Raw genomic sequence first — 25,183 nt, 5'->3', positions numbered from 1 at the left:
AATTTAAGCTTGGGCGAGTAACTGCGACTTCACCCAAGGAATCACAATTTCAGTGGTCAAGGGTGCGAGTCGTAGCTCTTTTTCATCCAGATCGACCCATTTCATTTCGGCAATTTCCGCTTCAATTTTTGGTGCTTGATCCAGACTTACCCAATAGACATAACTCACCAGTTGATGATCAGGTTCATTCGCTGTCTGGGTTTCAAAACGCCCGATGAATTGCTGAATCTGTGCCTGTGTGCCAATTTCTTCCTGAATTTCACGCAACATCGTTACTTCTGGTGCTTCATTGGGTTCCAGCTTGCCACCAACCTGCATAAAGCAGGATGTTCCTTTCTTGCGAACCACCAGCAGTTGCTGCGCTTCATTTAAAATAATGGCTGCGGCCACGGTAATCACTTTCATTTTCTATAAATCATGCTGTGGACAGCTTATTTTACTAAATCAGTCTGATCAACCATACCCCATTTCGCTTCAGGCGGCTGATAACTTTCAAATTGACGTAAAATATCCTCCAGATCATCACTCACAATTAAAGCATCCGTAAAGCGTGCTTTGGTAAAACCTTTCTCGGTGGTCATCTGAATAAATTTGAGTAAATCATCATAGAAACCATCGACATTTAAAAAAGCACACGGCTTTTGATGAATGCCCAACTGTGCCCAAGTCCATTGTTCAAAAATTTCTTCCAGTGTTCCTGCACCACCCGGAATGGCAATAAATCCCTGTGCCAGTTCCGACATGCGGGTTTTACGCTCGTGCATATTATCGACCACAAATAGCTCGGTAATATGCGGATGCGCCAGTTCACGATTGACCAGCTGTCTTGGAATTACGCCAATCACCTTGCCACCAGCAGCCAAAGCACTATCAGCAACAATACCCATCAAACCGGAACGACCACCGCCATAGACCAGCGTCTGATGCCTTGCTGCCAAGGTCTGGCCAACCTTTTCGGCGATCTCGGCATAGAGAGGATCCGAGCCCAGTGCTGAACCACAAAAAATTGCGATAGAATTCATTATTTCACTCTCCAATTGACGCTATATTGTACGAAATCGCTGCAAGCGCGTTTTTTCCAAAAATAACTGCTTAATATCAGTGTTTTTATTCAATTCCTTGTCTAAAATACACCCATTCCAATTCACATACTGCGCCAGGGAGAAAAGACAGCATGCTTGAAGCCTTTTACGCCACAGAGCGCGGTAGCTTAGAAGATATCACGATTAATGGTGATTTCGACCTGCATCCAGATTTAGTATGGCTTGATCTGATTGCACCTTCACAAGAAGAGCAGCAATGGATTCTAGATGCCTATGCGCAAAACTTACCGACCTTAAAATCGCTGGAAGATATCTCCTCTAGTGCCCGATTTTACCGTGATGATGACGGTATTTTGCATATCAGCACCTATTTTTTAACCAAAAATAAAAACTATCAGGTCGAGAATGAAAACGAAGATGAATCCAGCATGCTGGCGACGGTACAAACCGTAGCATTCATTCTGCATAAGGACCGTCTTTTTACCTTGCGTGGCGAAAAGCTGGTGGCCTTTCGTGCCTTCCGTGCCCGTGCGCGCCGCAATGATTATGAAATCGATTATAAAGATCCGACTTGGATTTTATTGGGTCTGCTCGAAGCCAAACTAGATGAACTGGCCGACATTCTAGAAGATGTACATAAAGATTTAGAGAAATATTCAACTGAAGTGTTGAATAACCGCCATCGTGAGCAGATTCTCGATCTGGATGACATGATTACCCGGCTAGCTCAACTGGAAGATATGCTCGGTAAAGCGCAGCTCTGTCTGATCGATTTACGTCGTGTTCTAACTTTCCTGTCTCGTCCACGCGCCTTGGGCAGTCATATTTATGATGCGGATATCCGAGAATTGAGTGAAGATGTACGCTCGCTGGTTGAACATGATGCCTTCCTGTTTCAGAAAGTGCGCTTTCTGCTCGATACCACGTCCGGATTTATTAACACCGAACAGAACGATACGATTCGTCGATTCTCAATCCTGCCAAGTATGCTCGCGCCACCGATGCTGATTGCCAGTATTTATGGGATGAATACCGAAGTTCTGCCTTTTGCACAAGGCTCCATGAGCTTCATTATGGTCAGTATTATTTTGATCGGCTTTTTGATTGGGCCATTGATTTACTTTAGATGGAAGAAGTGGATTTAATTTATTAACCCTCTCTCTAACTCTCTCCCATAGGGAGAGAGGACTTCCAATATTTATTGAGATAGTAGTTTTTAAAAATATCATTTCTCTCCATAAATTTAGAGAGGAAGTTCCCTCTCCTTTTAGAAGAGGGTTAGGGTGAGGTCATATTTTAATCCTTCCTAACCTCCTTTTGATAAAGGAAGGAATTTACTTTTAAAATGTATCAACAATAAAAAAGCACCTGTCGGTGCTTTTTTATTTACTGAGTGATCTGTAAATCATCCTGTAAATGACAGGCCTGAATGATATTCATCATTTTAGCAGGGACAGCTTTAAACTGTAGTCCTTGCGCTTGAGGCGTCTGGCGCAACCAGCGCACCAATACTGCCAAAGCCAAAGTACTGCCACTTTCAAGCCCAGCCAAGTTGACCACAAGCGGAAACTTGGTCTGCGACTGAACCACACGCAGACCATTTAGGTAATAGTCCTGCGCATTGCCATAATCAATTTTGCCTGAAACCTGCAATTCCTGATCCTTGAATACAATCACGGCTCACCTATCTGATTATTTCTTGTTTTTGTCAATTGCAGCTTCTGCATCCGGTTTGAAGTTAGCAATGGCTTTATCTATGTTACCGCCATTACGTTTGACTGTCGCAGCAAACTGGTTACGGAATTGCAAACCTAGATCGATACCCGATACGTTGATGTTGCGGATTTTCCATTGTGAACCTTTGTCCACCAGCTGAAACGCTACCGGAATTTTCTCGCCTTTATTATTAAAGTCGATGGTTACAACAGGGTTTTTGCTATTGCTGGCCTTGTATGGACGCACGCTATAGGTTTGATTGCTGAACTTGGAAAATGCAGAACCATAATTTTCAATAAGCGTTTCACGGAAATTCTTTTCAAACTGCGCGCGCTGTGCAGCCGTACTATACTGGTTCGTCGCATAAGTCCCCATCACAATACGCGTGAAAGACTGTGAATCAATGTATGGATCCAAATTCTGGCGGACAATCGCTTTTACCAGCGCTGGATTGTTCTGCAATTTGGCATTATCAGCTTTGAGGCGCTCAATCAAACCATCTGCCACTTTTTTAATAAAAGCAGGTGGTGCTTCAGACGGTGCAGCAAACACTGTACCAGCAACCATTGTTGAAAGAATGCTTGCTGCAAGCGTTTGTTTTACTAAAGTCTTCACTGAAATCTCCTCAATCTATTATTCAACAAATGCAGGTTCTGCATCAGTCGATTCTGAAACTGTCGCCTGTTCTGGGGCAGTTTCTTGACTATCTGACGATTTACCGGCACCGCCAGTAATGAACTTCGTCACTAAATCTTCAATTTCCATGGTGCCTTGGGTATTGGCAATCTGATCACCACGTTTCAAATAGTTCAGACCACCACCTGGAATAATTTTCAGGTATTTTTCACCCAATAACCCATTGGTCGCTACCATAATATAAGCATCCTCATCAATATTGGTGATGGATTTCATGTTAGCTAAGAGTTGTTTTTCCATGTCTTTTTGTTGCGCAGGTGCAGCCGCAGTATAGTCCGAACTATAACGTAACTCTTCCAGTGCTTCCTGCTGAACTTGTTTTAATTGTTCAGTATTAAAAGAGGTCAATGAGCCATCCAGGGTCATATGCACGGTTGCCAGACGCGTTACAGGATCTAAGGTAATGTCATCCACCTGTCCTACTTTCACGCCACTTAAAGCGACTTTGGCACGTGGCTTGATGCCATTTACATTTTCAAACGTTGCCGTCATTTTATAGCTGTCGGAAATATTGTGTCCGACCAGACCACTGACACGCATTGCTAGGAAAAATAAGGCAATACCAAACAAAATAACAAAAACACCAACGGCCAGCTCACTAGTACGTGATTTCATTAAACACCTCCGAACATGACCGCAGTCAACACAAAGTCAAAGCCTAAAACGCACAGCGAAGAATACACGACTGTACGCGTTGTAGAAGTTGCAATACCTTCCGATGTCGGGACACAGGCATAGCCTTGATACACCGCAATCCAGGTACAAATTAATGCGAATACAAAACTTTTAATAATGGTGCCATTTAAGACATCTTTATAGAATTGCACGCTGCTTTCCATGCCGCTCCAATAAGCGCCTTCATCGGCACCCAGAAAATCCACCCCGACCATTTTGCCGCCCATAATGCCAACTGCAGCAAAGATGACGGAAAGCATTGGCAAGCTAAAAATCCCCGCCCAGAGACGTGGCGAAATCACCCGTTTTAAGGGATCCACCCCGATCATTTCCATACTGGACAATTGTTCAGTGGCTTTCATCAGACCAATTTCTGCGGTCAAAGCCGAACCGGCACGTCCTGCAAACAGCAAAGCCGCGACCACAGGTGCTAATTCACGCAGCAAGGTCAACGCCACCGCTGTACCAAGCATGGATTCACTGCCAAAGGTCGACAGAATACTGAACATCTGCAAGCCAAGCACGGCACCAATAAACAGACCAGAAACCACAATAATCAGCAGGGACAATACCCCGACCCGATACATCTGATAAATAAACAGCTTTACGCCAAGCCAGGTCGGTATGGAAAATAAAATCTGCAACAGCATCAGGGTTGCGACCCCAATCCCCTGTACACGTTCAATAACGCGTCTACCTAATGCGGCAATTGCATTCATGAACGAACCTCATCACTTAAATAAGCTTGATGACTAAACTGATAATCCACCGGACCTTCTACCGAACCGGTCAGGAATTGCTGTACAAAAGCAGACGGATGCGCTTTCAGCTCTGCCGGAGTGCCCTCGCCCTGAATTTTGCCTTCTGCCACCACATAGATGTAGTCTGCAATCGATAAAGTTTCTGCAACATCATGCGAGACAACAATCGTGGTTAAGTCCAGTGCTTCACGTAATGAACGGATCAGACGAGTCAAAACGCCCATCACAATCGGATCTTGTCCGGCAAAGGGTTCATCGTACATGATCAGCTCAGGATCCAGCGCAATCGCACGGGCCAAAGCCACGCGTCGGTTCATACCACCGGATAGTTCAGATGGCATCATCTGTTCTGCACCACGTAAACCGACTGATTCCAGCTTCAGTGCCACGATTTCCTTAATCAGATGTTCCGGCAATTTGGTATGTGCCCGAATCGGAAATGCGACATTTTCATACACGCTCATATCGGTAAACAAAGCACCGCTCTGAAACAACATACCCATCCGTGCACGTGCTGAAAAAAGTTCGGAACGTGACATCGTGGCAATATCTTTGCCGTCCAATAAAACCTGACCGTGCTCAGGAACCAGTTGCCCACCAATCAGTCTTAATAAGGTGGTTTTACCAGTACCGGATGGTCCCATAATGGCCGTAATCTGCCCACGACGAATATTTAAACTCACGTCGTCATAAATCACGCGCTCACCCCGCTTGAAGCTTAGATTCTTGACTTCAATCAGAGATTGAGTATCTCGCGCTGTTTGATTTTTCATAGCTGAGTTTATTCCTGCATTTTTTCAGCATGCATACTATAAAGGAACGAAGTTCAAAATGTTAGCAGTTGAAAAAGATGGTTTAATATCATAAAAAAATGACAATAATGGATTGTTTCGTATTTTTTATAATAAAAATATGCACTTAAGATTTAGTCAGGTACATTGATTAATTAAAAAGACTGTATAAATAATAGATAATATTACACAAAATCAAAGTCAATGCGATATATGGCATATACACCTCTATCAATTGAGATCGAAGAGCTAAGCTTTTCATATTAATAATTATCATAACCCTGACAAAATATGATTTAGTAGACATTTTACGTTAAAAAGCAAAAAACTCAATGCATAAAAAAACCGGTATTTCTACCGGTTTTTTTATCTTCATCTAGCGACTGAATTAGTCGTTAAATTTACGACGTGGACGATCTTCACCACCGAACGAACGTTCACCACGTGGCTTGTCATCAAAGTTGCGACGTACTGGACGATCACCGAAATCACGCTTTGGACGGTCATCACCGAATGAACGCGCTGGACGATCACCGAAACCACCTTCACGACGTGGAGCAGGACGATCACCAAAATCACGTTTTGGACGATCACCATAACCGCCTTCACGAGCTGGTTTATAATCTACACGGTTACCACGGTTGTCATCATTAGAGCGAGGACGGTCACCAAAACCACCTTCACGACGTGGAGCTGGACGATCACCGAAGTCACGCTTTGGACGGTCATCAAACGAACGTTGTGGACGATCACCAAAACCGCCTTCACGACGTGGAGCTGGACGATCACCGAAGTCACGCTTTGGACGGTCATCAAACGAACGTTGTGGACGATCACCAAAACCGCCTTCACGACGTGGAGCTGGACGATCACCGAAGTCACGACGTGGACGATCTTCGCCAAATGCCGGACGTTCGCCACGAGGTTTGTCATCGAAGCTACGACGTGGACGATCATCACCGCCTTCACGACGTTTGAAGTTGCTTTCGCCTTCAAAACGACGACCGCCACCGAAACCACCACGACCGCCATCACGACGACCACCATCACGGCCACGACCGCGACCAGCGCCATCACGGCTACCACGTGCAGGAGGTGGAGATGGCTCAAGACCTTCAATTTCAGATACGTTTAGACGCGCATCAAGGAAGTCTTCTAAAGCACGGATTTTACCGCGTTCACGGTAAGTCGCCAAAGTAATGGCTTTACCAGTACGACCCGCACGACCTGTACGACCGATACGGTGTACATAGTCTTCATTCTTCATTGGAAGACCGAAGTTGATGACGTGTGAAATAGTTGGTACGTCAAGACCACGCGCTGCAACGTCAGTTGCAACCAAGATCTTCGCACGACCTTCACGGATGCTGCGTAAACGACGGTTACGAACAGTTTGTGGCATAGCACCGTGAAGCGCTACAACTGATAGACCTGCTTCAGCAAGTTCTTCAGCCAACATATCTGTGTCTTCTTGAGTTGACGCAAATACAACTGCTTGATCAACGTCTTCTTCGTTCAACCAGTGAGTAAGAAGTTTTTTCTTGTGCTCGAAACCGTCAGTCCAATGCAAAGTCTGAGTAATATCAGTATTTGTAGAGTGACCAGTTTCGATCGAAATACGCATTGGATCATTCATCATGCGTTCTGCAAGTGTAATGATACGTGGTGCAAAAGTCGCAGAGAACATAAGAGTTTGTTTGCGGTTTGCAGCCAACTCACCAATTGCTTCTAAGTCTTCAGAGAAGCCCAGGTCAAGCATACGGTCAGCTTCATCGACGATTAACGCGTCAACTTTATCCAATTTGATTTGACGACGATTCACCAAGTCAAGTAAACGACCTGGAGTTGCAACAACAACTTGCGCGCCTTTCAACTGTTGAATTTGTTTACCAAAAGGCATACCGCCCATGATTGCTGCAATACGAACACCTTTCATGTGACGTACAAATGCGATTGCGTCTTGACATACCTGTTGTGCCAATTCACGAGTCGGTGAAATCACCAAAATATTCGGTTGAGTAACCGCTTTCATACGGTCTTTAAACGGTACTAATGTATCTTGGTTTGCCAACGCATTTAACGTAGGCAGTAAGAATGCAGCAGTTTTACCAGAACCTGTTTGGCTTGACACAAGAAGGTCTTTGCCTTCAAGCGCAGCTGGAATCGCTTGTTCTTGTACAGGAGTAGGAGTAGTAAAGCCTAAAGCGTCGAGAGCCTGTGTTAGAGATTCGTCGAGGGAAAAATCAGCAAAAGTTTTGCTCATAGAGAGTATTCACCCTGAAGTGGGTGCTCCATTTAATAAATAACAATTATGGACATCGGCAAAAAGCGGCACAGCAAATAATGCTGAAAATATTAGGATTCAGCAGCGATCCGAGTAACGACGATGTGGATATAACGCACGCATGATTACGGCCGCAAACCTGAAGGAATCGCTTAAGCGATTGGGGCGCGAAGGATATGTCCTCTCTATGGACAGCACGCGCATACAATGATTAGAAGATAGTGTTCAGGTAAAGAACAGAAATTAAGTGCGTGGCGGAATTATAGCAGAATATTCCACAATGTCATTAAGTTTTAAAACTAATTTCCCTTATTCTTAATTTATCTATATATTTCTGATACTTAAAATATAATAAAAAATGTAACAGGCGGTATAAAAAGTCACTTTTCGCCAATTCACCTGATATTTCCAGTATTCAAGCATAGACAAACAATCTTGCATCAGTCTCTCGCGACTTAAATTTCCATGCATAAAAAAGGCATCCCGAAGGACGCCTTTTCTCAATATTAGATCTGATTCATCTAAACCCGATTATTTTGCTGCTTCGCCCCAAGCAGGAACAACTGCTTGCATTAAAGGCTTAAGCATTTTCATTGAACAAGCCAAAACTTGACCATTTTCCATAGAGTCGCTACCACCACGTGCATCAACTACAGTACCGCCTGCTTCTTTCACGATCAATTCGCCAGCTGCGATATCCCAAGGCTTTAAACCAAGTTCGAAATAACCATCGAAACGACCTGCAGCAACATAGGCTAAATCCAATGCTGCAGAACCTGAACGACGATATTGCGCGCCAGCTTCAGTTACGTTTAACAGGGTTTGAAAATGGTTCTTGGCATAAGACACAACTTCGCCATTACGCTTGGCACGATAAGCGTGACCAACAGCCATAAAGGTATTTTCCAGGCTGTCTTTAACATTCACACGAATACGGCGCTGGTTCATCATGGCACCACGACCACGACTGGCAGAGAATAGCTCATCTTTCACCGGGTCATAAATCACCCCGTGTTGAGTAATGCCTTTGTGCTGAACTGCGATAGAGATACAGAAATGCGGGAAACCGTTAATGAAGTTTAAAGTACCATCTAGCGGATCGATCACCCAACACCAATCGGCGTCATGACCTTTACCTTCCTGATAGCCAAACTCTTCACCAAGGAAACTGTGATTTTTATAGCTTTTACGTAGGGTATCGATGGTCAACTGTTCCAAATAACGATCTACACGCGTTACCGGACCATCAATTCCTTTTTCTTCGACTTGTAGATCGAGTTTATGACGATTCTGATGCGCTTTTAAAAGCTCTTGACCAACTAACTGAGCCGCACGCGCAGCCATCACCACCATAGGTTCCATTGAACACCCACTACAAATTTGAAGACACTGATAAAGAATAATGCATAAAAGCCCCGATATCTTAGCAAATATCAGGGCTTTTTTGGGAAAAATGTGTCTAAAATTTTTAAGATATTATGACAAGACGCTTTGCCCTAGGTTGGACCAAGCCTGATTGATTGATTTTTCAATACCTTGCGCATCCAGCCCCGCCTGCTGTAACATCTGTGCATGAGTCGCTTGTGCCATAAATGTATCATCCAGACCCAAATTCAGTATCGGTTTGACAATCTGCGCTTCTGCCAGATATTCATTCACGGCACTACCCGCACCGCCCATCACTGCATGTTCTTCCACCGTGACAAACAGACTGGTGCTTAAAGCGAGATCATCGAGCATTTGAGTATCCAGTGGTTTGACAAAACGCATGTTAACCACACGCACGCCAATCTCATGTTTCACGGCAAATGCTTCAGCAGCGTCGACTGCAGCCTGTACCCGGCTACCAAATGCCAGTACAGAAATATATTCATCATACTGCCCATTAAAGCTGGCCACAATTTCCGCCTGACCGATCGGAATCTCGATCATCTTTTGCTGGATATCGACGCCCAGTCCATTGCCACGCGGATAACGTACCGCTGCCGGCCCTGGATACAAATACGCTGTATGCAGCATTTGACGGCATTCATTTTCGTCTTTCGGCGCCATGATCACGATATTCGGGATAGTACGCATATAGGCATAGTCATAAGCACCGGCATGCGTCGGGCCATCTTCACCAACCAGACCGGCACGATCAATACCGAAAGTAACATCCAGATTCTGCAAAGCCACGTCATGTACCAGTTGATCATAACCGCGTTGCAGGAAAGTCGAGTAAATTGCAACCACCGGCTTCAAGCCTTCACAAGCCATACCGGCAGCCAAGGTAACCGCATGCTGTTCGGCAATCGCGACATCAAAGAAACGTTCCGGATATTCTTTGGCAAATTTGACCATGCCTGAGCCTTCGCACATCGCAGGTGTGATTGCGAGCAAACGGGCATCTTGTGCCGCTTCATCGCAAAGCCATTGTCCAAATACATCCGAATATTTCGGTGCAGTATTGCTGGCGGCAACGGCGTTGATTTTGCTAATCGCGTGATATTTGATTTGATCGGATTCTGCCGGAGCAAAGCCTTTGCCTTTTTTAGTATAGACATGAATCAGGCGTGGGCCTTTACGCTTTTTCAGCGCATTAAAGACATGCACCAGCTGTTTGACATCATGACCATCGTACGGGCCAAAATAGTCAAAGCCGATGGCTTGGAATAAGTTATCTGCAGCATCGGTTGCTGCACTGTGCAAACGCGAGTTATACAACCATTCTGGATGTGGCTGTACATATGCCTCACCCTGCTCGGTAACATTAACGAACTCACCGCGCTCCCAAATGGCAGCCAGATGTTTGGCAAAACCACCGGTACTGCAAGAAATCGACATATCATTGTCGTTCAGCACCACCATCAGATCAGCACTGTGTGCCACGGCATCATTCAAAGCTTCAAAAGCCATACCTGCCGTCATGGCGCCATCGCCAATAATCGATACCACTTCACACGGCTTGTTCTGATAACGACGTGCCAGCGCCATACCTAGGCCAGCAGAAATCGCCGTCGAAGAATGCCCTACCCCAAAGGTATCAAATTCAGATTCTTCACGAGCCGGAAACGCAGCCAGACCATCTTTGGCACGAATCGTGGTGAGCTGTTCACGACGACCAGTCAACACTTTATGCGGATAGGCCTGATGACCTACATCCCAGATCAGGCGGTCATGCGGTGTATTAAAGCAATAATGTAAAGCCACGGTGAGTTCAATCACACCGAGATTGGCACCAAAATGTCCGCCACTTTGCCCGGCAGCATACAAAATGAATTGACGTAACTCATCCGCCACTTGTTCTAGCTGGCTTTGCTCGAGTGCACGCAGTTGCTCAGGATGATTGATCGCATCAAGCAACGGTGTTACAGGGCGTTGAGTTGGGATTTCTGTATACAGCATATTATGGCAAAGCCTTCTAAAGCCTGGCAAATCTAAAGCTAGGTCAATGGGGAGTACCCGATCATATAGCTGAATTGTAGCAGCTTCAATTCAGCTACGCTTCTAGCGATGCAATATTAAACAATGATCTCGTCGGGGTGAAAAAATTGCAGCCTACGATTATCCTGAATAATCTTACTATTTATCAACTATTATCGTTCGCTTTCTACAAAAAAGAAAATCTATTGCAGAATTTCGACTTTGCAATTCTACCAATGTTCAATCATTACGCTATACTTTAGCCAATTTCAGGATTTAACGGGTTCAGCTGTGCCAATCGAATTTGTCGCAACGTCAAGATTACCTACCGCTCACGGTGAATTTAAAATTACTGTATTTCAAGACCCTGAGACTGGCGAAGAACATGTCGCACTTTCCAAAGGGCTTGAAGAAATATCAGATGAGCCTGTAGTGGTGCGTGTGCATTCTGAATGTTTAACCGGTGATGCCTTTGCTTCGCTCAAATGCGACTGTGGCCCGCAATTGCAAGCGACTTTAAAACTGATCAATGAATTGGGCCGCGGAGTCATTCTGTATTTGCGTCAGGAAGGTCGTGGCATTGGCCTGACCAATAAAATTCGCGCTTATGCTCTGCAAGATCAGGGACATGACACCGTAGATGCCAATTTAATGCTGAACCTGCCCGCAGATGCACGCCAGTATGATATGTGTAGCATCATGCTGGATCATTTACAGGTGAAAGCAGTACGCCTGGTGACCAATAACCCTTCTAAAATTGAGGCTTTAAAAGCCCAGGGAATTAACGTGATCGATCGTGTGCCTTTGACTGTGGGTTTAAACCCTTTTAATGAACAATATCTCAAGACCAAGCACGAACGCATGGCACATCTTTATAAAAAGGATGATTTTTAATATTTTTAAAACCCTGTCCTACCTTATTTTAACTTAATCCCTCCAAACCTCCCTTTCTTGCGCTTCGACTTAAAGCAATGCTTAAGTCTTGCTCGGGGAGGTTTTCCCTATCTTTCTTAAAAATGGGGTTAGGGGAAGATTAAATCGTCATCGAGAAAATCCGGTTCTCCGGTATGCGTCGCTTTAAACGTAAATCAAAAGCCATACAAATATTGCGTACAAATGGTTTCCCTTTCTCCAGAATCGTGACTGACGAGTCTGAAAATTGAATCAAACCATCCTGTGCCATTTCGTCAAGCTGTTCCAAAACCTCATCAATTTCAGGGAAAAGCATCTCGGAATTTTCCCATGAGGTGCTAAAGCTGCACATCAAATTTAGAATATGTTGCCGGATGATCAAATCTTCCTGATTTAAGACATGTCCTTTAAATACCGGAATTTCATTGCGCGCCAGGCATTCATAATATTCTTCAATGGTTTTCACATTCTGCGCAAAGCTGTACCAGCTATCACTGATTGAAGAAATGCCTAGCCCAATCATCACCTGGGTTTTAGAGGCTGTGTATCCCATAAAGTTGCGGTGCAATGTTCCCGCTTGAAAGGACTGGTACATCGCATCTTTCTCTAAGGCAAAATGATCCATACCGATTTCATGATAGCCATGTGCCAGAAGTTTCTTTTTACCCGCTTCATAGCATTCCCGTTTGATCGCATCTTTGGGCACATCGGCATCTTTAAAACCGCGCTGACCATTACCTTTAATCCAGGGCACATGTGCATAGCTATATAAAGCCAGACGGTCCGGCAAGAGCGAATTGGTTTGTTCAATAGTATTTAAAACATCATCCAGACTCTGAAATGGCAGACCAAAGACCAGATCATGGGAAATCGATTCATAGCCAATTTCTCGCGCCCATTCGGTCACCTGTTTAACATTTTCATAAGGCTGAATCCGGTGAATCGCCTTTTGCACGGTTTCGTTATAATCCTGCACACCATAACTGACCCGACGAAAACCCAGGTCATACAATCCCTGCAAATGTTCACGCGTAGTATTATTGGGATGACCTTCGAAACTGAATTCATACTCAGGCGCTACGTCTGCTTTGGCCAGAATGCCTTGAATTAGTTGAGCCAGATGTGCCATTGAAAAAAAGGTCGGCGTTCCTCCACCAAAATGAATCTCTTTAATGATGGGCTTTTCTTGTAATAACTCGCAATATAGATCCCATTCTTTCAGCAGTGCCTGAATATAAGGTTGTTCGACTTCATGGCGCTTGGTCACGCGCTTATGACACCCGCAGAAGGTACACAGGCTTTCGCAAAATGGCAGGTGGATATACAAGCTAATGCCTTCGCTTTGATTGGATTCATCAAAAGACTTTTTTAGCGTTTGCTTCCATTGTTCCAGCGAGAAATTCTGCTCTTCCCAATACGGAACAGTGGGATAACTGGTATAGCGTGGCCCGGGAACATTGTATTTTTGAATCAGGGAATTGACCTGTACCGACATGACACCCACCTATTACCGTCGAGAAATGCTCAAGCCAATGAGCGCTTGTGAGTTATTGTGCTGAGCTTGAAAAAAGAATTCAACCTAGCCATTTAGTCGGATTTAATGATGCATTCTGCTTATAAATAGTGGAATGTAATGTCTGGGCTGATGAATTGCATCACCAAATTAGACCTTAATCTTTGACTGATTTTATGCTTTGATGTCGTTAGTTTTTTATTTCCCTACGAGGGCTCTGATGCAGCATCCTACATCTACGGATATTCAACGCGTTCGTGAATTTCTCATCGACTTGCAGGCACGGATTTGTGCAGCATTAGAACAGCAGGAACGTGCTGGCGGCGGTACGGCCGAATTTATCATCGATGACTGGGAGCGTCCAGAAGGTGGTGGTGGCCGTTCACGTGTTTTGCAAAATGGTACGGTGATTGAAAAAGGTGGGGTAATGTTCTCCCACATCAACATTTCCAAGCTACCTGCTTCTGCGACCGAACGCCATCCCAATATTGCCGGTGCCAAAGCGCAAGCAATGGGGGTATCACTGGTCATCCATCCAAAAAACCCGAATGTACCGACTTCGCATGCCAACGTGCGTTTATTTGTGGCTGAAAAAGAAGGTCAGGATCCGATTTGGTGGTTTGGTGGCGGTTTTGACCTGACCCCGTTTTATCCGAATGATGAAGATGTACTGTCTTGGCATCAAACGGCGCATGATCTATGTGCGCCATTCGGCGAAGAGGTTTATCCTGAACATAAACAATGGTGTGATGATTATTTTTATCTGAAACATCGTGATGAACAGCGTGGCGTTGGCGGCTTGTTTTTTGACGACCTGAATCAATGGGATTTTGAAACCTGTTTCCAGTATATGCAGGCTGTAGGCAATGGATATCTAGAAGCCATTCTGCCGATTTTCCAGCGCAATCAGGATAAGCCTTATACCGAAGCACAACGCGAGTTTCAGTTGTACCGTCGTGGCCGTTATGTGGAATACAATCTGGTTTATGACCGCGGCACCCTGTTTGGCTTGCAGACTGGCGGCCGGATTGAATCGATTCTGGTCAGCCTGCCCCCGCTTACCGGATGGTCATATCGCCCTGAATGGGATGAGGGCTCACCGGAAAAACGTTTAACAGATTACTACCTGAAACCACATAACTGGTTAACAGAATTAAAATCCAACGCAATGAAATGATACAAACGGCCCTCAAATAGAGGGCTGTTTTAATAGATATATCCTCTATACTGCTGCATAGAAATACCTGATTTGATCGCGGCACCCTATCGCTACATCGATCATATTCCATTTGATGTCTAGTGAGAATAACAATGCATAATCTTCAATTAAATCTACCTGTGTTGGCCTTTTGGCTTTTTCTGGCTCTCGCCATCAGCGCGATGAGTACCGCAATTTTGAGTCACAACCTGATTCTGGATGGCGCCGCTATTCTGGTGAGTATCCTGACTGGGTTTGGGGTTGTTCTCAGTATGGCGCTGATGTTTGCGGAACATATTATGGATATTTGCAGTTCCTAAAACCCGGATCACTTAACAGCAATTTAAAATCGCGCAGGCTTTAGTCTCTGCGCTTTTTCACGTATATTGATGGCCATTTCCGCACATGGACATTGTGAAATGAGCAAACAATTTTCCGTGATTGGTAACCCGATTGAACAATCACGTTCTCCAGAATTGCATCACGCCTTTGCTGCTAAAACTGGTGTCGACCTGAGTTACACCAAGCGTCTGGCGCCACTGGATGGCTTCGTAGCCAACATTCAGGAATTCTTTAGCAATGGCGGTAGTGGCATGAATGTCACCGTACCCTTTAAAGAACAGGCTTTTGCCCACTGTCAGGTGCTGAGTGAACGGGCCAAAATTGCCAAAGCCGTGAATACGCTATGGATGGAAAATGGTGTGCTGCATGGCGACAATACCGATGGTCAGGGACTGGTTGAAGCAATTCGAGCACTAGATTGGCCACTGGAAAATACAGATATTTTAATTATTGGTGCAGGCGGTGCCACGCGTGGTGTAATCTATCCCCTAGCCCAGGCAGGTGCGAAAAAAATCGTGATCGCCAATCGTACCTTGGCACGGGCGGAACAACTGGTCGCTGATCTTCAGAATGCCGTACCGCAAGTCGAATTACAGGCGATTTCACTAGACACTTTAGCCGGTGAATTTGATTTGATGATTAATGCCACTTCTGCCAGTCTCAGCGGTGATGCCCTGGTTTTACCGGAAACGCTACAGTTTAAACGGGCCTATGAAATGGCCTATGGCAAACCTTCTTCCTTTCTGGATCAAGCCAAGGCACGCGGTGTACCGACATCTGAAGGTTTTGGCATGCTGGTCGGTCAAGCAATTGAATCTTTTTACATCTGGAATGGTATCAAACCGGATTTAAAAGAGTTTCTTTAAAACCCCTATCTCTCTAATGAGTTCAGTTCGGGTTGCAACTGCAACCCTTTACTTCCCTCCTACTACTTTTTATAAGCTGAAAAACCATGGATTGGTTTTAATGACATTTTAAAATGAGTTATTTTGCCACCTGAATCCGAGCACAATTCATACAAAAATATACTGGACAAATCACCTTTTAACTCATTAAATTCCATTGATATAACAAGTTTTTAATCTTCCTGTAATGTAAACACCTAATGATGAAATTCGATGATTTCATTCATTAGCCTTAAAAATCGATTCGCTTTTCTGACATTTTTATTCACTGAATTCATCAATGTTTTTTTATCCCGAATGTGAATAATCAAAGAATCGATACAGATAATCCAAAACTAATTTCAATCAGGATTAAACGCATGCCAGCATATAAAGCCCCTTTACACGACATTCGCTTCCTTATGAATGAAGTGCTTGACTACCCTGCGCACTACCAGAATTTGTCGAATGGTGAATATGCCGATGCCGACACGGTAGATATGATCTTAGAAGGCGCTGCAGATTTCTGTGAAAATGTACTGTCGCCGTTGAATCAAAGCGGTGATGAAGAAGGCTGTCATTTTGAAAATGGCGAAGTAAAAACACCGAAAGGCTTTAAAGAAGCTTACGACCAGTTCGTACAAGGTGGCTGGCAAGGTCTGTCTTATCCTGAAGAATTTGGTGGCCAAAACCTGCCAATGTCTTTAAACCTGATCAAATCGGAAATGATGGGGACTGCAAACTGGTCATTCCAGATGTATCCGGGTTTAAGTGTGGGTTGTATCAACACTATCATGCAATATGGTACCGATGAGCAGAAAAACACGTATCTGCCTCACTTAGTTGCAGGAACTTGGGCGGGCACCATGTGTCTGACTGAGCCGCAATGTGGTACTGACTTGGGTCAAGTTAAGACTAAAGCAGAGCCGAAAGAAGATGGCAGCTATGCCATTTCAGGCACCAAAATCTTTATTTCCGCAGGTGAGCACGACCTGACTGAAAATATCGTACATATCGTACTGGCACGCCTTCCGGATGCACCGCAAGGTACCAAAGGGATTTCTCTGTTTATCGTACCGAAATTTATTGCTGCTGCAGATGGCGGGATCGGCGAGCGTAATCCAGTGAACTGCGGTTCGATTGAACACAAAATGGGGATTCGCGCTTCAGCAACGGCTGTACTGAATTTTGACAATGCGACTGGCTACCTGATTGGCGAACCGAATAAAGGCTTGCACGCTATGTTCACCTTTATGAACACGGCGCGTATTGGTACTGCGATTCAGGGTATTTGTCATGCTGAATTGTCATTCCAGGGTGCTTTACCGTATGCCAAAGAGCGTATGTCAATGCGCGCCCTGTCTGGCAAAAAAGATCCGGAAAAAGTAGCGGATGCGATCATTCACCATGCTGATGTCCGCCGTATGCTATTGACGCAAAAAGCCATTGCTGAAGGTGGCCGTGCCATGATTTATCATGCAGCAAAAATTGCCGACAACATGAATGATGCTTTGCTGCGTGGCGATACTGCAGCATTTGAACAGCATGATGACCATCTTGGGTTCTATACTCCAATCCTGAAAGGCTTCCTGACCGAAATGGGTTATGAGGCATCAAATCACGGTATGCAAGTCTTCGGTGGACACGGCTATATCAAAGAATGGGGCATGGAACAGATCGTACGTGACTCACGTATTTCTACCTTGTATGAAGGCACAACAGGCGTTCAGGCACTGGATCTGATTGGTCGTAAAGTGCTGTTGACCTCGAAAGGCAAAGTGATTCGTGATTACACTGCTGAAATCCTGAAATTCTGCGGTCAGCATGCACGTAATAAATATATGCGCCGCTTTGCCTGGGATTTAACCAAGCTCTGTGCACAGTGGAATGCACTAACTGTGCGTATCATGCTGGCTGCACGTAAGGACCGCGACATCGTTTCTTCTGCATCAGTCGATTTCCTGATGTTCTCCGGTTATGTGATGATGGCGTACTTCTGGGCACAACAAGCCGCAGTCGCTTCAGCCAAACTGGCTTCTGGCGATGGTGCGGAAGTACCAGAGTTCTATAAAGCAAAAATCAAAACTGCTGATTTCTACTTTGAACGTATCCTGCCACGTACCCAAGGTCATGCAGAAGCGATGGTGAATCCGTCTAAAACCATGACGGCACTCGCGCCAGAACACTTTAGCTTCGATTACTAACCAGAACACTTTAGCTTCGATTACTAAGCTGTAAATTGACTTGAAAAGGGCGCTTCGGCGCTCTTTTTATTGATGTAGATGCCCTTCTTCAACTTAAAAAACCTTTCTGGATAGAAAATATACAAATTTAATTTTATATTTTTCAACATCCTAATAAATTAGCCAAATAAAACGCTTGTATATCTCAAAATAAGCGGTATGATAATCCCAACTAGAAAAATTCTTGTTTTGGTTAGTCTTCTTTTAAGTATCGCAGTTTTAGTCATAAACCTTCGTATTACAGATCAAAAAGCTCCATCCTTTTTATTTTTCAAAGTTACAGTTAGTCATCTGAAATTTTGGCTATAAATTCATACGATTCAATAGGTTATATTATGTCTAATACAGTTAACGGTACAGTAAAATGGTTCAACGAAACTAAAGGTTTCGGTTTCATTCAACAAGAATCAGGTCCAGACGTTTTTGCTCATTTCAGCGAAATCACTGGTTCAGGTTTCAAAACTTTAGTTGAAGGTCAAAAGGTTTCTTTCAGCGTAGCTCAAGGTCAAAAAGGCCCTACAGCTGTAAATATCGTTGCTCTATAATTTAGACGCAAGATATTAAAAAAAAGCACTCTTAGAGTGCTTTTTTTGTGCCTGTAATTTCTTTCATTCAGCGCTAGTTTTTAAAGATTATTGGGTTGATCTAAAAACCGGTGTGCTCTATGCCAGGCTAAAAATACCGGATCAGGTGCAAAACGTTTTGGTACGTCGATTCGTTTACCGTGATAGGGTTTTAAATAGGCGTATAAACTCGCATCTTGCTTGGCTTGATTCGCAAGACACACTTTAAGCCCTTTATCTAGCGTGATAAATCCTTGATCAAAAGCTTGATCCAATAAAGAAGATAAACAAATTCCATTACGCGGATTTTTTCGGTGTGCCTGATTTTCAGACCAGGGTACGATATGAGAAGCCACTAAAAAAGTTTTGGTCTTAATGCCGGAGATCGCACATTGATATTGATAATTAAGTTTAACTTGTAAAGCAAATTTCTGGTGTGGCGAACCGCGAACATTTACCCTTGCATATTGATCTTCAACACTATAATCAAGGATTTCTTGACGCAAATGCGTATCTAGTAAAGTGTCCTGTTTTTCTCCTCTTCCCGCTAATTTAAGTAATCGCCAAAAATCATCTGCCGTGATCTCATTCATGCCATATTGTTGAAAAAAATGTGCCCAAGTATTTCCGCGTGGTTTAAAAGTCCATTGAAAATCTTCCAAATCGGACTGTAGAATGGGATCTATAAAACGTATACCATCGATCACTTCCGCAAAGACCGGTTTGGTTCGGCGTTTTTGATGATTTTGAGGAATAGCAGTAGGTGCAATAATCTTGGCTATACGGCCTGCACCATAAAGATAGAATTGATTTTTAATTTCAGAGGCTTTTTGCGGTCGGCGATATAGAAAGAAATCTCCTTCCCTGACTCTATTATATTTAGACTGATCCCAATGATATTCTTCAAAGTCTAGATCCCCATAGACGAGATGATCAGCTTTACTATCGAAAATAAAAAATCGGGTATCAGCTAAATCCATCTGTTGAAAAGCCCATAATGTATCCACCTGCCCACCCTCTAGAAATTATAATATTCATTTAATTTAATCTTTGAATATTCTCAGAAAACTTCTCTCTAAGAAAGCTTCAATCAGACTTTAGGCATTTTATTTAAGGCAATAAAAAACCCCCAATAAAATCCTATTAGGGTTTCTTTTAGAATAATGGAGAAATTAAATAATTAAAGAAATTCTTCCAGCACCGAATTTAAAAAGATATGCCCCTGCTCGGTACATGAAAGCCGATCTTGATCATCGACCATTAATTTTCTATCACGTAAAGAACTCAGTAACTCATCTAAAGTATCTAGACTCAAACCGGTACGTTCAGCATAGAGTTTGGCTTCCACACCCTGATTTAAACGTAAGGCATTCATCATAAATTCAAAAGACAGGTCGGCATCTTCAATGCGCTTAAACTGCACATGTTCTGCAGGTACTTTGGCTAAGTAGTCCTTAGGTAGACGGGTTTTCTGGAACCGATACACGCCATCCGGCTGAGTGACTTTGCCATGTGCTCCGGCGCCAATTGCCAGATAATCACCAAACTGCCAGTAATTCAGATTATGCGCTGAAGGCAGTTCTTTACGCCAAGCCGAAACTTCATAGTTGACAAAACCCTGGGCTTTTAAATAAAGCTCACCCTGCTCCTGAATATCTTCCAATACTTCATCGACAGGCAAAATCGGTTGAGTCCGGAAAAATACCGTATTGGGTTCAATCGTCAACTGATACCAGGAAATATGCGTAGCACCCTGTTCTACCGCCAGTTTTAAATCATGTAAAGCCTGTTCTAAAGTCTGTTCCGGTAAACCATGCATCAAGTCGACGTTAATGCGCTGAAAGCCAGCTTCACGTGCCAGCCCAATGGCAGAAATCGCATCTTCATTGCTGTGAATCCGTCCCAAACGCTTGAGATGCTCGGTATTAAAACTCTGCACCCCAATTGACAAACGATTAATGCCGGCCTGCAAATAACCGGCAAACGGATCATGTTCGACCGTACCGGGATTGGCTTCCAGCGTAATCTCACAGCCTTCGGCAAAGGGAATAACGGCTTTGAGCTGATCAAATAACCATTGATAGCCTAGGGCAGAAATCAGTGACGGCGTCCCCCCACCAATAAAGACACTGTGAATCTGCCGGCCTTGGGCAAAATCGACCTGAGTTTTAAAGTCTTCCACCAGTGCTCGTAAATATTCCTGTTCCAATTCCAGTGATAGCTGACCATCCGGAACCGCATGTGAATTGAAGTCACAATAAGGACATTTGCGCACACACCAAGGCATATGAATATATAAGGACAAAGGGACAGCAGCAGGATTCAATTCAGCCAAAGAACTACTCAAAAACGATTACAAGATATAGCGGAATTTTAACATGACTCGGCGGCAACACTGCTAAAATTAAATTTGATCGTGTGATATGCCTAAAAATTTAAATAGAATTAGTCAGTTAAAATTATGAAAATATCTTCTCAACTTATTATTTTACTTCCTTTGGTTTTTGCAATCGGTGTTTTATTGACACTCCAGACCGCAATTAATACACAACTAAAAGAATATTTATATTCTCCTATTCAAGCTGCATTTTTTTCCTTTTTGATTGGTACAATAGTGCTCGCCGTAATCGTACTTTTTCAGTCCAATCCCAAACCCGGTTTACAGGAACTGATGAGTGTTCCCTGGTATTTATGGCTCGGGGGCATCGTGGGTGTATACGCGATTAGCATGAGCATTTATGCAGCGCCCAAACTTGGCTTTCTGGTTCTTAGCGGTCTCATTATTTTTGGTCAGATGGTGATGTCGATGCTGGTCGATCATCTGGGATTATTGGGTAATGAAAAAATGCCGATTAATTGGCAACGTCTTTTAGGCGGCGTGGTAATTTTTATTGGTGTGCTTCTCACTTTACAACGCTAAACCTTCTATTTAAGCACATGATCACGATGAGTAATTTTTGTGTCGAATGTTTCACCAGTCACAACCTTTGGTTTTGAATTAAAAAAACTGTTTCATCTGATGTTACCCATTCTGGTGACCCAATTTTCTCAGGCTGGTCTGGGTCTGATTGATACCATTATGGCCGGTCACCTGTCTGCTACCGATCTTGCCGCGATTGCCGTCGGAGTAGGACTCTGGATTCCGGTGATGCTGCTGTTTAGTGGCATTATGATTGCCACGACGCCTTTGGTTGCTGAGGCCAATGGCGCACGTACACCTGAAAAAATTGCCACCATTGCACGTCAATCACTTTGGGTTGCCCTGATTCTTGGGGTAATTGCCGGCTTGATTCTACAAGTTTTGCCAGCCCTTTTACCTCTCTTGGGTGTACCGGAAAGCTTGCAGCCCAAAGCCGGTTTATTCCTGCATGCGATTGGTTTTGGTATGCCTGCGGTAACCATGTATGCAGCCTTACGCGGCTACTCAGAAGCGATTGGAAATCCTCGCCCGGTCACCGTGATTAGTTTATTGGCGCTGGTTTTGCTGGTTCCGCTGAACTATATCTTTATGTATGGTATTGGCCCTGTTCCGGCCCTGGGCAGTGCAGGCTGTGGGTTTGCCACAGCGATTTTGCAGTGGTTAATGCTCATGACTCTGGCATTGTATATCTTTAAGAATAAGGCCTATCAACGTACCCAGCCTTTTACTCATTGGGAAAAAATCAACCCGGAATGGGTGAAGCGTATTCTGCAACTGGGTTTTCCGATTGGATTGGCGATCTTCTTTGAGGTCAGTATTTTCAGTACAGCAGCAATTGTGCTGAGTCCTTTGGGTGAGACCATTGTCGCTGCCCATCAGATTGCTATTTCTGTCACTTCACAACTGTTCATGATTCCCATGTCACTGGCGATTGCCCTGACCATTCGGGTTGGCACCTACTATGGTGAACAGAACTGGCAAGCCATGCGTAAAGTACAATATCTCGGCCTGATTACTGCCACTATTCTGGCGATCCTGACCATGATTCTGCTTTGGGTTTTTCGCAATGAAATCGTGGCACTCTACACCTCAGATCTGATCGTGACCCAAATTGCAGTCTATCTGATTCTGTTTGCCATTGCCTATCAGCTGATGGATGCCTGGCAGATCAGTGCGGCAGGTTGTCTGCGCGGCATGCAGGATACCAAGGGGCCAATGTGGATTACCATGCTGGCTTACTGGGTCATCGCCTTCCCGGTCGGGGTGTATTTGTCCCGCTTTACCGACATGGGCGCCGCCGGTGTCTGGGTTGGCCTGATTGTAGGCCTCAGCGTAGCTTGTATACTTTTATTGGGCCGTTTATATGGCAATAATAAACGCTTAAGTCTAAACAACTAAACACTTTTATTTGATTAATTTAAGCTAGAAAATGCGCTGAGATTAAAGATCCAGCGCATTTTTTAATCCTTGTAGAATCTCAGATTCATCCACTACATCTTTAATCACCACCTGCCCCACAATCACATCCGTACCATTAAAACTCATGGTGGGTGAACCATATAGCTCATAACCTTCATTTAAGGCACGGGTCACCCGCGCACAAAAATGTACATCATCTTTCCCGGTAAAATATCGATAGACTTTCATTGAATTTTCTTCATTACTACACTCTGTTTATTCTAAGCTTTTAGCTATAAAACAACATTCAGAATTAGTACTCGGTCTTATCTAAAACGATGACGGATTCCGGCATATTCTTATAGTTTAAACGCAAGCAATAAAGATAAATCTTTTAACAAATCAAAGATGATGCATTAAACATGGAGAAGCTGAAGGAAATCACAACACAACCTCTACAATTAAATCTAGGCAATTGAACCTTTGTCACCTATGATCAAATACATCCATTCATAGTTGGTTTCAAGGAATCTCGCATGGCAAAAACGGCTAGCACACCCGGTCGTCGCTTTATGAAACTTGCCGGAATGACCGCAAGTATTGCAGGTAAAACCCTCTCCAATTCCATTAAAAATTTAACTGCCGATGACGAGCAGAAAAATACTGCGCGCAGTAAATTATTTCAGGATATTGGGGTGCAGATTGCGGATACCTTGGGAGAGATGAAAGGCGCAGTCATGAAAGTTGGCCAGATTGCCTCGCAATATAAAGATGTTTTCCCGCCCGAAGTCGCTAAAGCCATTGCTAAATTACAGCGTCAGGCCCCACCCATGCCGTTTAAAGAAATTCAGGCACAAGTAGAAAAAGAATTGGGTAAACCTTTGCAGCAACTTTTCCAGCAGTTTGATGAACAGCCATTTGCCGCGGCCTCGATTGGTCAGGTGCATAAAGCCACCCTGCCGAATGGCCAGCAAGTTGTGGTCAAGGTGCAATATCCTGGTGTCGATGAAGCCTGCGAAAGCGACCTGAAGCAAGTTCGTCTGGCACTGCGCATGATGGGCGTATTAAAGATTGATCGTAAACTTCAAGAGCAGCTTTTTAAAGAAATTCAGCACAGTCTGGACAATGAGTTGAACTATGAAATTGAAGCCCAGAATCTGGAAATCGCTCGTGCCTTCCATGAATCTCTGGACAATAAAATTGTGATTCCGAAAGTGTTTCATGAGTATTCATCGCGACATATTTTGACCTTAAGCCAGGAGCTTGGTGACAGTATCGAAACCGCCAGCACCTGGTCACTCGAGATCCGAAATGCTTTGGGACGTCGTCTGTTGCGCGCCATTGGCCAAGAAATTTTTTATCTGAAACGCTTTCATTGTGACCCGCATCCGGGTAACTTCGCCTTCCGTGAAGATGGCTCTGTGATTGTTTATGATTATGGTGGCGTCAAAACCTTATCAACTGAAGTGATTGGACATTTTAGGGAACTGATCCATGCTGCACGCGAGAAGAATATTCCCGTGATCGAGCAACAACTGGATGCACTGCATTCCTTGACTGAAACTGGAAAATTCCCGAAAGAATTATATGAACAATGGCTGGAAGTGCTCATGCGTCCTCTGGTCACTCACTATGATTTTGCCGAAAACTCAGCGCATCATGATGGGATGGAGCTACTAAAACCTTCGTTGAAATATTGGGATGTATTTAAGCCCTCTCCTGATACCTTGATGGTGAACCGGACAATTTCAGGACAATACTGGAACCTGATTCATCTCAAAGTACATGATGATTTAAGCGATGTATTTGAAGAACTGGTACCGAGTCGAAGCTAAGTTG

Annotated in this window: 24 protein-coding genes; 10 read left to right on the top strand and 14 right to left on the bottom strand. The window is 44.1% G+C overall.

Annotated features, from left to right (window positions below; translation table 11 throughout):
- Window positions 1–3: 3 nt before the first annotated feature.
- Together Q9R24_RS05120 and Q9R24_RS05115 are read right to left on the bottom strand one after the other, a co-directional pair.
- The gene (locus Q9R24_RS05120; protein WP_311203852.1) at window positions 4–405 is read right to left on the bottom strand and encodes an NUDIX domain-containing protein; all 402 of its coding nucleotides are present in this window, start codon (window positions 403–405) and stop codon (window positions 4–6) included.
- A 26-nt stretch (window positions 406–431) separates the two neighbouring features.
- Complete coding sequence (locus Q9R24_RS05115; protein ID WP_311203851.1) at window positions 432–1,022, bottom strand: TIGR00730 family Rossman fold protein; 591 nt, start codon at window positions 1,020–1,022, stop codon at window positions 432–434.
- A 152-nt stretch (window positions 1,023–1,174) separates the two neighbouring features.
- Between Q9R24_RS05115 and Q9R24_RS05110 the strand changes: the two genes are divergently transcribed.
- Window positions 1,175–2,188, top strand: coding sequence for a CorA family divalent cation transporter (locus tag Q9R24_RS05110; protein WP_004732304.1), 1,014 nt, complete (start codon window positions 1,175–1,177; stop codon window positions 2,186–2,188).
- A gap of 241 nt (window positions 2,189–2,429) precedes the next feature.
- Here the strand turns inward: Q9R24_RS05110 and Q9R24_RS05105 are convergent, their stop codons facing one another.
- The 8 genes from Q9R24_RS05105 to dxs form a co-directional block, all read right to left on the bottom strand.
- On the bottom strand, window positions 2,430–2,720 hold the full coding sequence (locus Q9R24_RS05105) for an STAS domain-containing protein (RefSeq protein WP_222112296.1): 291 nt from the start codon (window positions 2,718–2,720) through the stop codon (window positions 2,430–2,432).
- Between the two features lie 15 nt (window positions 2,721–2,735).
- Entirely contained in the window at window positions 2,736–3,374 is a 639-nt protein-coding gene (locus tag Q9R24_RS05100; protein WP_004281529.1) for a phospholipid-binding protein MlaC, read from the bottom strand.
- A gap of 18 nt (window positions 3,375–3,392) precedes the next feature.
- Window positions 3,393–4,070: an outer membrane lipid asymmetry maintenance protein MlaD gene (locus tag Q9R24_RS05095; protein WP_311203850.1), complete on the bottom strand. Its 678-nt coding sequence runs from the start codon at window positions 4,068–4,070 to the stop codon at window positions 3,393–3,395.
- Window positions 4,070–4,849, bottom strand: a complete 780-nt coding sequence (gene mlaE / locus Q9R24_RS05090) for a lipid asymmetry maintenance ABC transporter permease subunit MlaE (protein WP_216986341.1) — start codon at window positions 4,847–4,849, stop codon at window positions 4,070–4,072. The genes Q9R24_RS05095 and mlaE overlap by 1 nt, the downstream gene beginning before the upstream one ends.
- Window positions 4,846–5,664: an ABC transporter ATP-binding protein gene (locus Q9R24_RS05085; RefSeq protein WP_191111855.1), complete on the bottom strand. Its 819-nt coding sequence runs from the start codon at window positions 5,662–5,664 to the stop codon at window positions 4,846–4,848. Before Q9R24_RS05085 ends, mlaE begins: the two co-directional genes overlap by 4 nt.
- Window positions 5,665–6,070: 406 nt before the next feature.
- Window positions 6,071–7,945 (bottom strand): DEAD/DEAH box helicase, encoded by a 1,875-nt coding sequence (locus Q9R24_RS05080; protein WP_004281533.1) that lies wholly within the window; start codon window positions 7,943–7,945, stop codon window positions 6,071–6,073.
- Window positions 7,946–8,497: 552 nt separating this feature from the next.
- On the bottom strand, window positions 8,498–9,328 hold the full coding sequence (locus Q9R24_RS05075; RefSeq protein ID WP_004281534.1) for an inositol monophosphatase family protein: 831 nt from the start codon (window positions 9,326–9,328) through the stop codon (window positions 8,498–8,500).
- 114 nt (window positions 9,329–9,442) lie between these two features.
- Window positions 9,443–11,353, bottom strand: coding sequence for a 1-deoxy-D-xylulose-5-phosphate synthase (gene dxs / locus Q9R24_RS05070; RefSeq protein ID WP_216986344.1), 1,911 nt, complete (start codon window positions 11,351–11,353; stop codon window positions 9,443–9,445).
- 309 nt (window positions 11,354–11,662) lie between these two features.
- On the opposite strand from dxs, the gene ribA reads away from it, so the two are divergent.
- Entirely contained in the window at window positions 11,663–12,265 is a 603-nt protein-coding gene (ribA, locus tag Q9R24_RS05065; RefSeq protein WP_004281536.1) for a GTP cyclohydrolase II, read from the top strand.
- A 139-nt stretch (window positions 12,266–12,404) separates the two neighbouring features.
- On the opposite strand, the gene hemN is transcribed toward ribA, so the two are convergent.
- Complete coding sequence (hemN, locus tag Q9R24_RS05060) at window positions 12,405–13,778, bottom strand: oxygen-independent coproporphyrinogen III oxidase (protein WP_311203849.1); 1,374 nt, start codon at window positions 13,776–13,778, stop codon at window positions 12,405–12,407.
- A gap of 238 nt (window positions 13,779–14,016) precedes the next feature.
- Between hemN and hemF the strand changes: the two genes are divergently transcribed.
- From hemF to Q9R24_RS05035, 5 genes are all read left to right on the top strand, one after another.
- The gene (gene hemF, locus Q9R24_RS05055) at window positions 14,017–14,973 is read left to right on the top strand and encodes an oxygen-dependent coproporphyrinogen oxidase (protein WP_243474166.1); all 957 of its coding nucleotides are present in this window, start codon (window positions 14,017–14,019) and stop codon (window positions 14,971–14,973) included.
- A 134-nt stretch (window positions 14,974–15,107) separates the two neighbouring features.
- Complete coding sequence (locus tag Q9R24_RS05050; protein WP_004281539.1) at window positions 15,108–15,314, top strand: hypothetical protein; 207 nt, start codon at window positions 15,108–15,110, stop codon at window positions 15,312–15,314.
- 99 nt (window positions 15,315–15,413) lie between these two features.
- Window positions 15,414–16,202 carry a shikimate dehydrogenase gene (gene aroE, locus Q9R24_RS05045; protein ID WP_005263792.1) on the top strand — a complete coding sequence of 263 codons (789 nt, stop codon included), beginning with the start codon at window positions 15,414–15,416 and terminating at the stop codon, window positions 16,200–16,202.
- Between the two features lie 398 nt (window positions 16,203–16,600).
- Complete coding sequence (locus Q9R24_RS05040; RefSeq protein WP_004281541.1) at window positions 16,601–18,424, top strand: acyl-CoA dehydrogenase C-terminal domain-containing protein; 1,824 nt, start codon at window positions 16,601–16,603, stop codon at window positions 18,422–18,424.
- Window positions 18,425–18,798: 374 nt separating this feature from the next.
- Window positions 18,799–19,008 carry a cold-shock protein gene (locus Q9R24_RS05035; RefSeq protein WP_004281542.1) on the top strand — a complete coding sequence of 70 codons (210 nt, stop codon included), beginning with the start codon at window positions 18,799–18,801 and terminating at the stop codon, window positions 19,006–19,008.
- Window positions 19,009–19,088: 80 nt separating this feature from the next.
- On the opposite strand, the gene Q9R24_RS05030 is transcribed toward Q9R24_RS05035, so the two are convergent.
- Window positions 19,089–20,033 carry an HNH endonuclease gene (locus Q9R24_RS05030; protein WP_311203848.1) on the bottom strand — a complete coding sequence of 315 codons (945 nt, stop codon included), beginning with the start codon at window positions 20,031–20,033 and terminating at the stop codon, window positions 19,089–19,091.
- 173 nt (window positions 20,034–20,206) lie between these two features.
- Complete coding sequence (gene hemW, locus Q9R24_RS05025; RefSeq protein WP_311203847.1) at window positions 20,207–21,361, bottom strand: radical SAM family heme chaperone HemW; 1,155 nt, start codon at window positions 21,359–21,361, stop codon at window positions 20,207–20,209.
- A 126-nt stretch (window positions 21,362–21,487) separates the two neighbouring features.
- Here hemW and Q9R24_RS05020 point away from each other — a divergent pair, with 126 nt between their 5' ends.
- Complete coding sequence (locus Q9R24_RS05020) at window positions 21,488–21,946, top strand: DMT family transporter (protein WP_005108571.1); 459 nt, start codon at window positions 21,488–21,490, stop codon at window positions 21,944–21,946.
- Between the two features lie 39 nt (window positions 21,947–21,985).
- The gene (locus Q9R24_RS05015; protein ID WP_311203846.1) at window positions 21,986–23,344 is read left to right on the top strand and encodes an MATE family efflux transporter; all 1,359 of its coding nucleotides are present in this window, start codon (window positions 21,986–21,988) and stop codon (window positions 23,342–23,344) included.
- Between the two features lie 42 nt (window positions 23,345–23,386).
- Here the strand turns inward: Q9R24_RS05015 and Q9R24_RS05010 are convergent, their stop codons facing one another.
- Entirely contained in the window at window positions 23,387–23,593 is a 207-nt protein-coding gene (locus Q9R24_RS05010) for a DUF1737 domain-containing protein (RefSeq protein WP_311203845.1), read from the bottom strand.
- Between the two features lie 287 nt (window positions 23,594–23,880).
- Here Q9R24_RS05010 and Q9R24_RS05005 point away from each other — a divergent pair, with 287 nt between their 5' ends.
- Window positions 23,881–25,179 (top strand): AarF/ABC1/UbiB kinase family protein, encoded by a 1,299-nt coding sequence (locus Q9R24_RS05005; protein WP_311203844.1) that lies wholly within the window; start codon window positions 23,881–23,883, stop codon window positions 25,177–25,179.
- Window positions 25,180–25,183 lie beyond the last annotated feature (4 nt).

The sequence above is a fragment of the Acinetobacter sp. RRD8 genome (assembly GCF_031844225.1).
In the GTDB taxonomy this organism is placed as follows: domain Bacteria; phylum Pseudomonadota; class Gammaproteobacteria; order Pseudomonadales; family Moraxellaceae; genus Acinetobacter.
The sequence above is the reverse complement of the archived record's forward strand: the minus strand, read 5'-3'. Positions and strand labels throughout refer to the sequence as shown.